General features: G+C 68.2%; 1 protein-coding gene. It reads left to right on the top strand.

Annotated elements, in window-relative coordinates; genetic code table 11:
• Positions 1 to 434: aminotransferase class I/II-fold pyridoxal phosphate-dependent enzyme (locus tag HMPREF2886_RS04870; RefSeq protein ID WP_139148390.1), on the top strand; the 434-nt coding region annotated here is incomplete at both ends.

Below are 434 nucleotides of genomic sequence, written 5' to 3'. Positions count from 1 at the left end.
GTTCGGCGCCGACTACGCCAACGTCCAGCCGCACGCCGGCTCCCAGGCCAACGCCGCGGTCTACCTGGCCCTGCTGTCGGCCGGCGACACCATCCTCGGCATGAGCCTGGCCCATGGCGGCCACCTGACCCACGGCGCCAGCGTCTCCTCCTCCGGCAAGCTGTACAACGCCGTGCAGTACGGCATCGACGCCAATGGCCTGATCGACTACGACGAGGTCGAGCGCCTGGCCGTGGAGCATAAGCCGAAGATGATCGTCGCCGGCTTCTCCGCCTATTCCCAGGTCCTCGATTTTGCCCGCTTCCGCGCCATCGCCGACAAGGTCGGCGCCTACCTGTTCGTCGACATGGCCCACGTCGCCGGCCTGGTCGCCGCTGGCGTCTACCCGAACCCGGTGCCGTTCGCCGACGTGGTCACCACCACCACCCACAAGA

Origin of the sequence: Pseudomonas sp. HMSC066A08 (assembly GCF_001813025.1) — a bacterium.
Lineage (GTDB): Bacteria > Pseudomonadota > Gammaproteobacteria > Pseudomonadales > Pseudomonadaceae > Pseudomonas > Pseudomonas aeruginosa.
Note: the sequence above shows the minus strand (reverse complement) of the source record. Positions and strands in the feature narration are given on the sequence as shown.